Source organism: Leyella stercorea DSM 18206 (genome assembly GCF_000235885.1).
Taxonomy (GTDB): domain Bacteria; phylum Bacteroidota; class Bacteroidia; order Bacteroidales; family Bacteroidaceae; genus Prevotella; species Prevotella stercorea.
This window is the reverse complement of record NZ_JH379446.1, coordinates 6,858-17,430: the sequence shown is the minus strand read 5'-3', so window position 1 is coordinate 17,430 and position 10,573 is coordinate 6,858. Positions and strand designations below refer to the sequence as shown.

8 protein-coding genes are annotated in these 10,573 nt (G+C 46.4%); 6 read left to right on the top strand and 2 right to left on the bottom strand.

What is annotated here, in order from left to right; translation table 11 throughout:
* Positions 1–1,271 (bottom strand): DUF6377 domain-containing protein (locus tag HMPREF0673_RS14750; protein ID WP_007901213.1); only part of this gene is annotated, 1,271 nt, incomplete at its 3' end.
* A 402-nt stretch (positions 1,272–1,673) separates the two neighbouring features.
* On the opposite strand from HMPREF0673_RS14750, the gene HMPREF0673_RS09015 reads away from it, so the two are divergent.
* Positions 1,674–4,958, top strand: coding sequence for a hypothetical protein (locus HMPREF0673_RS09015; RefSeq protein ID WP_040596710.1), 3,285 nt, complete (start codon positions 1,674–1,676; stop codon positions 4,956–4,958).
* Positions 4,959–4,973: 15 nt separating this feature from the next.
* A complete protein-coding gene (locus HMPREF0673_RS14285; RefSeq protein ID WP_007901209.1) occupies positions 4,974–5,141 on the top strand; it encodes a hypothetical protein in 168 nt (55 codons plus the stop codon).
* A gap of 1,019 nt (positions 5,142–6,160) precedes the next feature.
* On the opposite strand, the gene HMPREF0673_RS09010 is transcribed toward HMPREF0673_RS14285, so the two are convergent.
* Positions 6,161–6,757, bottom strand: coding sequence for a GNAT family N-acetyltransferase (locus tag HMPREF0673_RS09010; RefSeq protein ID WP_007901205.1), 597 nt, complete (start codon positions 6,755–6,757; stop codon positions 6,161–6,163).
* Between the two features lie 331 nt (positions 6,758–7,088).
* On the opposite strand from HMPREF0673_RS09010, the gene greA reads away from it, so the two are divergent.
* From greA to HMPREF0673_RS08990, 4 genes are all read left to right on the top strand, one after another.
* Entirely contained in the window at positions 7,089–7,556 is a 468-nt protein-coding gene (greA, locus tag HMPREF0673_RS09005; RefSeq protein WP_007901204.1) for a transcription elongation factor GreA, read from the top strand.
* A gap of 202 nt (positions 7,557–7,758) precedes the next feature.
* A complete protein-coding gene (locus HMPREF0673_RS09000; protein ID WP_007901201.1) occupies positions 7,759–8,157 on the top strand; it encodes an HIT family protein in 399 nt (132 codons plus the stop codon).
* Between the two features lie 19 nt (positions 8,158–8,176).
* Positions 8,177–9,547 (top strand): bifunctional cytidylyltransferase/SDR family oxidoreductase, encoded by a 1,371-nt coding sequence (locus HMPREF0673_RS08995; protein WP_007901200.1) that lies wholly within the window; start codon positions 8,177–8,179, stop codon positions 9,545–9,547.
* Positions 9,548–9,599: 52 nt separating this feature from the next.
* Positions 9,600–10,418: a LicD family protein gene (locus tag HMPREF0673_RS08990; RefSeq protein WP_007901196.1), complete on the top strand. Its 819-nt coding sequence runs from the start codon at positions 9,600–9,602 to the stop codon at positions 10,416–10,418.
* Positions 10,419–10,573: the final 155 nt, after the last annotated feature.

Sequence of the window (10,573 nt, the reverse complement as noted above, 5' to 3'; positions counted from 1 at the left end):
GCTTTGTTTGAGCCCTTAAGTTCATCATTAGAGTCCCGAAGAGTTTTGTTTGAGCTCGTCAGTTCGTCATTTGAGTCCCGAAACGCTTTGTTAGAGCTTATCAGTTCATCGTTTGAGTCTTGAAGAGCTTTGTTGTCCTTTAGCTGTTGTTTGTTGGTAGCGCTCAACTCTTCAGTCAAGGCTTTCAGTTCCTTCTCCGACAGTTTCAACAAATCTTTTTTCCGGTTGACGTACACCACTGCTGCTGCAATGACAACCAACAGCACAAGTATACATATTATCGTCACGTTTTTCCAGATGGCTTCCTTTTGGAGCTTTTCATTGTAAGCTGACAATATTACATGCAGGTTGGTATACAGCTCTACCCGTTGCAGACGACTATTGTATGCATGTGCGTCTTTCAATGTTTGATTGATATATTTCCGGGCTTTGTCAAGATCATTTTTGTTTTTATAAAACAACAGAGCAACATCCTGCAATGCCAGACTCTCATTGTTAGCCGACATTACATCGCTAATGGCAGCAAGCAACAGATAACGCCTCTGCTGCTCCCACAGTTTATTGTTGCCGTAAGCCTTTGACAGAGCGTATGCCGCCCTGCCGTACATGCGGTTTTCGGGTCCGAACATTTGCATTGCCTTATTTAATGAACCACTAATCTCATTGATACTCCTGCCTGAGAAAAAGAGATTTATACCTTTCATATAATAATACATTGCACTATTCTTCGGACAGTAGTATAGTGCCTTGCCAATATATTCCTTGAACAGTTCGTTATAATGTTGGCTGAACTCCATTTTCTGACAACAGGCATTCAGATTGTAATAAAGTGAACTCTGGGCGCAGTAGAAAAGGAAATTTTGCTTTGGATCGGATTGTGATATCTCGATTTTGTCCAGACTTTCCTTCGCCTCAATATAGAATCCTCGTTCAATCAGCAGATTTGCCTTTGTAATCAGGAATCGGTTGCAATAATCAGAATTGCCAGTCTGTTTGGCAAGGCTTATTCCCCTTTTGACATACACCATTGCCGAGTCGTAAACGTATGGACTATACTCGTTTGCCAACTGTTCATATATGCGTAGCTTGTCTGTTGTAGCGGTCACGAATTTAGCTCCAAGCTTAATGTCTTTTAGCCTTTTTTCTTTTATGACATCATAATCCGCACTATGGGCTATTACTGAGTCTAATCTTTCGTAAAGTTTGTTATTGTCTGCGCGAGCATTAATGATCGACAGACAGATAGTTATGGTCAATATCAATGTCCTCATAGGTCTTTGAATATTTAGATCTTCCTTTTTTATCTACAAATTTATAGATTTTTTATTAGATATATTATATGTATTTTCTACTTTTTTTTAATCGTTTTTTTCCGATTCTTACTTACCCCCCCCATTTTACGTTGTGTAAGTTGTTGTTTATCTGGTAGTTGTGAATTTCTCATATTACTCATACTTACTGGAAGCTTACTCAATGCACTTTAACCTCCAGAATGTATATACCTTTGCACCGAAAATTTTGGGAGGTACAAATTCCGAATTTAGAAGAAACGTTTTGATTGAAATAATAATACGTATAATACGATAAAATCAAAAAAAACTTTTTTAATGATGTCAATGAGATTTTTTAGGAAAATTTGTTTTGTCGCAACTCTCTTGCTCTTTGCTCTACCAATGGTTGCCGCAACCATAGATGGCGGAGGCAAAATAGAGAAGAAGGTTTGGCAAGATTCAGATCCGTCTAAGGAGAATTATTTTAACAACCGTCGTGCTCTCGTAGGACCGGGATGTACAATCAATAGCATTGGTGATGGTGTTAAGGTGGTTTCAGGAACAGCTAATCTTCAGAACCTTTGCAATGATGATTTGGATGATTATGCTACGATTCCAGCGCTTGCAAATGTTACAGTTGTAGGAAATCCTATTATCAGCGTTAAGGACAATCAGCATTGTTATGCTGGTGGTACAGAGGCAGGTTTTGTCATTTGTGCAAAATCAGAGGCAAGCATCCTTACTCTCGATTTAGCAAAGTTCTACAAAATACAGTTTCTTAAGGACGGCAAAGCGGTAGGCGAACTCCAGAAGATCTCTACCGGTAATACTGTCACCGGACTTGGTTTGTCGTTGCTGACAATTCTCGGCTCCGATCAGGTAAACAAATTGTATATGGCTACAGCTCCCGGTAATTTCGATGAAATCAAGCTCGTTCAGTGTGGAGTTGATGTCCAATTGGGTACTGCTATAAATATCAAGTATGCATTTGTAGGCAAGGCTCGTGAGTATACTATTACCAACAACAAGGAGAATGGCATCGCCAAATACGCCCAGGAACAAGGCCGAAAGAACATCACACTGGACTGCGACGGAGTTAGCCACTTGGTGAGCAAAAAAGAAAATGTCATTGATGAAGACCTGACAAATAGCTTTGATATAAATGCCCTCAATCTTGTTTTGGTTCAGTTAGGATCACGACCCATTAAGGTCATTGCCAAACCTTCCGACAATCAGGAAGCCTTTCCTGCAAATACGGAGGTGGGATTCAAATACGCAAGCTCAGCCCTTTTGAATCTGAAGTTGGGCGATGGCATCCGCTTGACTTTCTTCAACAAGGAAGGCACGGAGATAGGGCACAAAGTTATATCAACCACCGTATTGGGTCTGGGTCTTATCAAAAAGTCAACAGAAGCCGAGTTGGTAATGAAAGCGCCTTGGGATTTCTCAGCCGTGAAAATGTCTGTCGAAGGGCTTAATGCGGGCTTGACTGGCACAAACAAGGTTTACTACGCCTTTGTCCGCATGGCTCCCGATGCTGCTTCTCATCATTGTCCAATCAATGCCACATCAAGTCGCGATGTGTCTGGAAGTGTCAATCAGTTTCAGTTGCAGCACAATGATACCGTACAGGTAAAATGGTCGATTGTAGATCGTCCAACAGGTTCAAATGTTGAATTGAACACAGAAACTGGTCTGGTTTCTAATCTTGATATTCCAGGCAAATATGTGTTTAAGGCAACAGTTCTTAAAGATGAAGGCAGAAGCGAAAAATGTTATGAAGAGACTACCCTCAACTATGCCCCCAAATATGTTGCGGAGGAACACGGAGTGAATATCCTTGTCAATAAGGAGGGTGAGGAGCCTAAATATATGTTGAGCGATAAGTTTGGCGGTGGTTTGATACAGATATTCGATAGAATGATGAACTGCTCAGCCATACTTACTACTTCTCTCAACGATTTCGCCTATCGTGAGCCAGGCGTTGAAGTGGCTGCCAACAAGGGTCTCGTTGGCATCAAGACTGCTGATGGCTCTAACTTTGCTGATGGTTTGAATGGCAATGCAAGAGCTTTCAATGGCAAGATGAAGGTTGGTTTTGTGGTATCTGCCAAGGCTACCGGACTCGATGCTGATGTGCTTAAGCTCTACAACATCAAGCTCTACAATAAAGGCAAGGAAGTGACTGGAGATGTAACAACCCATTGGGATGCCATCTCAGCCGGACTTATCGGTAAAGAGGAAACACGTAAAATGTGTCTGAACGTTGAAGTGCCCGCGGGCTCTGTGTTTGATGAGATTGTACTTTATAACACAGACGTTCTTTCTGCCGACCTCTCACAGCTCAATATCTACTATGCGTATGTAGCCGATGCAGATGCCGACAATGCTACAATCAATCCCGTTTACGGCGCTCAAGTGGTATCTACAGATAATACCAATGCATCAATCGACTTTGCAAACACTCAGATGGTCCAAGTTGCCAACATTGGCAACGGCTACAACGAGTTGAGCAATTTGATTGACGACTCGATGGATACATACTTGACTCTCCCGTTGGGCGTAGACTTGGGAGGTTCTACAATCTCAGTCAATATGGGTAAAGTAGTTGATAAGGGACAGCAGCTTGTTATGGTAACCCAGAATCTGGCTTTAGGATTGGGTGCAAGTCTGGGCGAAGGTCTTAAGTTGACCACCTATCTTGATGATGAGAAGCAGGAAGAACTGACAAGCTGGAAGGTTCTTGGTGCTGATGTTATTGGCAGTAAGGGCGACAGCTATGCCGTGCTTAATCCTACCAAGTCGTTCGATCAGGTTCGTATCACACCTGTCAAGGCGCTCTCTGCTCTTGAGAATCTTCAGATTAAGGGCTTCGCTCTGCGTACCGACATGAACGACGACGGAACCATCAACGGAGACGACCTTCTGGTTCTTGATGAGGACAAGACTCTTGCAGTTACTAAGTCATACACTGGAGCCAAGATGCTGTTGCACCGTACATTCACCAAGAGTGCTGACAACAACAAGAAGGGATGGAACTCTATCATTCTTCCCGTTGATATGACAGCTGCTCAGGTTAAGGAAGCCTTCGGTGAGGGTGTACAGATGGCAGAGTTCGACCGTTTGGATAACAACTGGATAAAGTTCTCTACAGTAAACGTAGCCGCTGATGGCGTAGTGCTGCATAAGAATACACCTTATATAATATATCCTACAAAGGAGCCGCTCGGCAACTATTCATACACTATCGATGGTGTTACGAAGATTCTCGACGGTCATGTATATGTAGCCAATGGCATCAACTACGATGACCAGACATCTAATCTGACACACACAGTAAATGGCGGAGGCATGACCTACACCGGTTCGTACAGCAATCCGACTACGGTATCAGCTGATTCTTATATGTTCAGCAAGGGCGACTTGATTCATACCATTAAGTCGCACGATGTTAAAGCTTATCGTTGCTGGCTTAAGGAGGATATGCACACGGGCAAAATGTTGATGTTCTCAATTAACGGTAACGGCATAGACGGAACAACTGGCATCCACGTGATTGAGGAGAACAAGCAGAATACAAACACCGGCATCTACAACCTTGGCGGTGTGTGCATGAACACCAACAATGTCGATAAGTTGCCGAAGGGTGTGTATGTTGTTAACAACAAGGTAGTGGTAAAGAAATAATATTATAACTGCATTATGAAAAAGAAGAAATACGTAGCTCCGGAGATTAGCGTTATCGAAATGGAGACTTTACAGATAATGGCTGGAAGCCTTGAAAATGACCGTGGCTGGAGTCCCGACGGTGACGAGAAGGATGGATTCAGTGTCCAGGAAGAAGAGGATGGTGGAGATTATGAATTCTAAATTCTATATAGCTAATACATTATAATTTTTGATTGCCGTTGAGCGCCTTGCAATGCAAAAACATCTGCAAGGCGCTTTCTTTGTTATTAATAATTCAAGTTTCGCAAGCGAAAGTAGTTAAGAAGTTAAGGAGTTCTCGCACCCTTCGGTCGCTAAGGAGTTAAGCCATTAGTTGTTTTGCTTGATTTACAGCATTAAAAGCATTTGGCTTAACTTCTTAACTCCTTTAACTACTGAATTCTCTGAACTTGCGAAAGTTCAGTTAATAATGTATAGAGAAGCGGCGGACGGGGTGGGGAAGGGTTTGGCGGTTTGCAAACGATTGTAGGTGTGTGCGAACACATTAAGGGTTGATGTAGGTCAAAAATAGGCGTTTTTATGCGAAAAAAGAGTGTAAACACTTGTTTGTGTACGCAAACAATTGTAACTTTGCATCGTCAAAACAAGGGAACCGTGAGGCAACCGCTTGATTAACAACATTAGGTAAAAGGTATTGAAAGGATAATTCAATAGGAAAGTCTTAAAGGTAAAGAAGATTCAGGACGACATCAGAAGGTAAAAGATTAGGATAACTTCAATAGGAAGGTATTAGAAAAAGGTAAAAGATAGAAGGATAACAACACCGAAAGGGTATTAGGTAAAGGTAAAAGATTGAACAAGAGAGGATGACTTCTGATAAGGTATTATAAAAGGTGAAAAGTAAAGGGTAACTTTGGTAAAGGTATTAAGTTTTGAGAGGTAAAGAAGTTTTTAGGTAAAGATTGTCAATAAAAGGTATATAGTTTGGTAGTTTTAAAGGTTAATAAGTAGAAAGGTTATGTTGATGACGGTAATGATGAGCCTATTTGCAGCGACTGCTGCAATAGGAATGTGGGGAGAAGACAACAATAAATAGTCTTTCTCGCCACTCAAAATGAGACGGGAGTCTTGTTAAATAGTCGAGAAAATAAAAAAGTTAATAAATAAAGTTTGGTCCACCGCAGCGTTCGTTGCGGTGGATTTTTGTTTTTATTATTGCCCTACTTGTTAATTGGGCAGCGTAGGTGGCGCATTTCGTGTCCGCCCCACATGGCATCGTTGCAGTACTCGAAGCCTACTGAGCGGTAGAGGCGTTCGGCGTTGGGGTTGCCTTTGTCTACGAGGAGCGCTGCGGGCAGGTTGAGGCTTGCAGCATGTTCCGAGGCACGCTGCAGCAGTTGGCGAGCTATGCCACGACGACGGTATTCGGGGTAGATGGCTAATGAGTCGAGATAGAACTCGCCAGCTTCCGTCTCGTCGTCCATCTGCGAGTAGTCCATCTGGAGCTGTCTGAGTGCCTCCTCCTGGAAGCGGCGGCGCAGGCGGTGGAGGTCGGCTCCGTTGTAGCCTACGATGGCACCGGCTACCGGTGCATACTCCACGTTGCCCTCTGTGGCTTCCTCGTCGACAGCTACGAAGGCGTTGCGCCAGCTGTACTGCGAGTCGTCCATGAGTACGAGGTCGAGCATCATGTGATAGAAATCGTCGAGCGTGTGCTCCTTGCCAGCCAGATACTGGCAGCACTCTTCCGTCATTGCCGTCATAATGAGCTGTGCGATGTCGGCTGCGTGCGCTGGTGTTGCGGGAATAATAGTCATAAAAGTAGTTTTCTTTTTCCGACAAATTTAAGCAAAACTCCGCAGACCAACAACTATTTTGACATATATTAAGACGTGTGAAGTAGGTGGCGTGGTGTTGTGTTCTGTAAAATAAAATCCACTAAAACGCTTGTTTATATGGATTTAAATGCCTAACTTTGCAAAACTATCAAACCATTTTTGTTAAATCAGGTAGTGGCAAGAATGGTGTAATTAGCGAAAATAGTATAAAAAGACAGATGAATGAGAATTCCGGCAGCAGGAACAGTGTCGGGGTTCTTGTTTTTTTGTTATTGTAATGTAAAATATTAATTAACAAACAAAAGAAATCATGGCTTACATGTCACAAGAAGGCTACGACAAGCTCGTTGCCGAGTTAAAGCAGCTCGAAACAGTGGAGCGTCCGAAGGCTTCTGCAGCCATTGCAGAGGCTCGCGACAAGGGCGATTTGAGCGAGAATGCTGAGTACGACGCCGCTAAGGAGGCGCAGGCTCATCTTGAGGAGAAGATCAATCGTTTGAAGGTTGCTATCTCTGAAGCAAAGATTATTGATACATCGCGTCTGAGCACCGACTGTGTTCAGATTCTCTCGAAGGTGGAGATGGTCAACCTCGCCAACAACGCTAAGATGGCCTACACCATCGTGAGCGAGAGCGAGGCTAACCTGCGCGAGGGTAAGATCTCTGTCACTACACCTATTGCACAGGGTCTGCTCAACAAGAAGGTGGGCGACGAAGTGGAGATTAAGATTCCGCGTGGCACTATCCGTCTGCGCATCGAGAACATCACATTCGCATAACACCTGAGTGTGGCTTGTCCGCACATCGCAGAGAGCGTAAGAAGCAGCCGATTGGGCACACCATAATACGTTAAAAGCCAGAAGTCGCAGACTCGGAGTCTGAGGTTTCTGGCTTTTGCGTATATAAAAATATGTGTGAATGCGTGCGCTTATCCGTTATTTTTACTAATTTTGTAGAAATAAACATTTAAAACCTATTGTTATGGATATATTCTCAAAAATCGCCGCAGGCGAGATTCCCAGCTATAAGTGTGCTGAGAGCGAACAGTTCTACGCTTTCCTCGATATCAACCCGTTGGTGAAGGGTCACACACTCGTCATTCCGCGCCGCGAAGTAGACTACATCTTCGACATGGAGGATGAGGAGATTGCCGAGTATCAGGTGTTCGCAAAGAAGGTGGCTGTAGCCATCAAGCGTGCCTTCCCGTGCATCAAGGTGGGCGAGGCAGTGCTCGGACTCGAAGTGCCGCACGCACATATCCATCTCATCCCGATGCAGTCGGAGAAGGACATGCTCTTCTCTAATCCGAAGCTGAAGCTCTCGGAAGAGGAGTTCCGCGAGATAGCCGATAAGATATACACCGAGTTCAAGAAACTGTAACACCCCCAAACCCTGCAATATGAAGAGAAACATCGCCATTATCCTTGCCGGTGGAGTAGGCTCGCGCTTGGGCATGTCCACACCGAAACAGTTCTTTAAGGTGGCAGGCAAGATGGTCGTGGAGCACACCATCGACGTGTTCGAGCGCAACCAGCACATCGACGAGATAGCCATCGTGTCGAACCCGGCGCTCGTTGCCGACTTCGAGAACATCGTGCTGCGCAACAAGTGGCGCAAGGTGAAGAAGATACTGAAGGGCGGAGCCGAGCGCTACTACTCGTCGCTCTCTGCCATCACCGCCTACCAGAACGAGGATGCTAACCTCATCTTCCACGACGCGGTACGCCCGCTCGTCAGCCTGCGCATCATCGACGACGTGGTGAAGGCACTTGACACGCATCGTGCCGTGAACGTTGCCGTACCGTCTGCCGACACAATCATTGAGGTCGACGGTGACTTCATCACGAACATCCCCGACCGCTCCCGTCTGCGCCGCGGACAGACTCCGCAGGCGTTCGACCGCCAGCTGATATCCGATGCTTACGACAAGGCACTCAAGGACCCCAACTTCCGCACTACCGACGACTGCGGCGTGGTGCGCACATACCTGCCCGAAGAGCCTATCTTCGTGGTGCGTGGCGAGGAGAGCAACATGAAGCTCACCTATCGCGAAGACACCTACATGATGGACAAGCTGTTCCAACTGAAGAGCACCGAGCCCAACGACGTGCAGATCGATGCGGAGTCGTTCCGCGGAAAGGTGGCAGTGGTGTTCGGCGGAAGCTATGGCATCGGCAAGAACATCGTCGAGATGCTCGAGCAGAGTGGTGCTCATGTACACTCGTTCTCACGCAGCGCAACGCACACCGATGTGGGCGACGACAACCAGGTGGCTCTTGCTCTGTCTGCTGTGGAGCAGAAGGAAGGACACATCGACTACGTCATCAACACCGCCGGCGTGCTCAACCGCGAACCGCTCGCTTCGATGGAGTACGACACCATCCTGAAGGCGGTGCAGACCAACTATATGGGTACGGTGAATGTGGCTCTGCGCTCACGTCCTTATCTGCAGCGCACACGCGGTAAGCTCATCTTCTTCACATCCAGCTCGTACACCCGCGGTCGCGCCTTCTATAGCATCTACTCGTCGACAAAGGCTGCCATCGTCAACTTTGTGCAGGCTGTGGCGCAGGAGTGGGATGCCGACGGCATCAGCATCAACTGCATCAACCCAGAGCGCACCAAGACACCGATGCGCCAGCAGAACTTCGGCGTGGAGCCCGACGAGACGCTGCTCATGCCGGAGCGTGTGGCTGAGGCTACGCTGCGCACCCTGCTCACCGACTGCACAGGTCAGGTGATTGACGTGCGTCGACCGGTAACCAACTAATCAGTTTGTTCACTCGTTTACTCGTCAACTCGTCAACTTGTCAACTAAAAAAATGAATTATATAAACGAATTCAAACAGCGCAACCTCCGTCGTGCGCAGCTCAAGCAACTCTCCATTCTTGAGGAGATAGACCGCATCTGTCGCAAACACGACATCAAGTACTGGCTCGACGGAGGCTCTCTGCTTGGTGCCGTGCGCCATGGTGGCTTCATCCCGTGGGATGACGACATAGATATAGCGATGACACTCGACGACTCGCGCCGCTTCGCCGAGGTGGCTCCCAAGGAGCTGCGCAGCGGACTGGTGCTGCAAACGCGCGAAACGGAGCACACTCGCGAACCTATTATGAAGGTACGCGACCTCAATTCGTTCTATGTCGAAGGCACGGAGGACTTCTCGCTCGACTACTCGAAGGGACTCTTCGTCGACATCTTCCCGTTTATCCCTTACCCTAATGTCTCGCGCAGCTTCTGCAAGCGTTACGGCAAAGCGATGTCGAAGTGCTACTCCATACTGCACCACTCGCATCAGTACTCGTGGCGTGCCACGTTCGAGTTGTTCTATTTCGGTGCGAAGTATATCTTATGCAAGGCGATGTGGGCAGCGGCTTTCGCTCTTCGCAAGCGCGACACCTACATCTCCAACGTGCTCATCAACAACGGCTACGGCATCATGCACCGCCGCGACTGCCTCTTCCCGCTCTCCACTATCGAGTTTGAAGGCAAGCGTTTCGCTGCGCCTGCTGACCCCGACGCTTATCTGCGCGACCTCTACCGCAACTATATGGAGGTGCCGCCGAAGGAGAAGCAGAAGGTGCACGCCGTGTTTATCATGCCCGAGCTGATTGAGGAGGCGGAAGTCAAGAAGTGACATAATTATTTTGCTGAACTTTCGCAAGTTCAGAGAATTCAGTAGTTAAGGAGTTAAGAAGTTCTTGCAAGCAAGCGGCAAAGCCGAGCGAAGCCAAATGCTTATAATGCTATATCAAGCAAAAAAACTAATGGCTTAACTCCTTAGCGACCGTA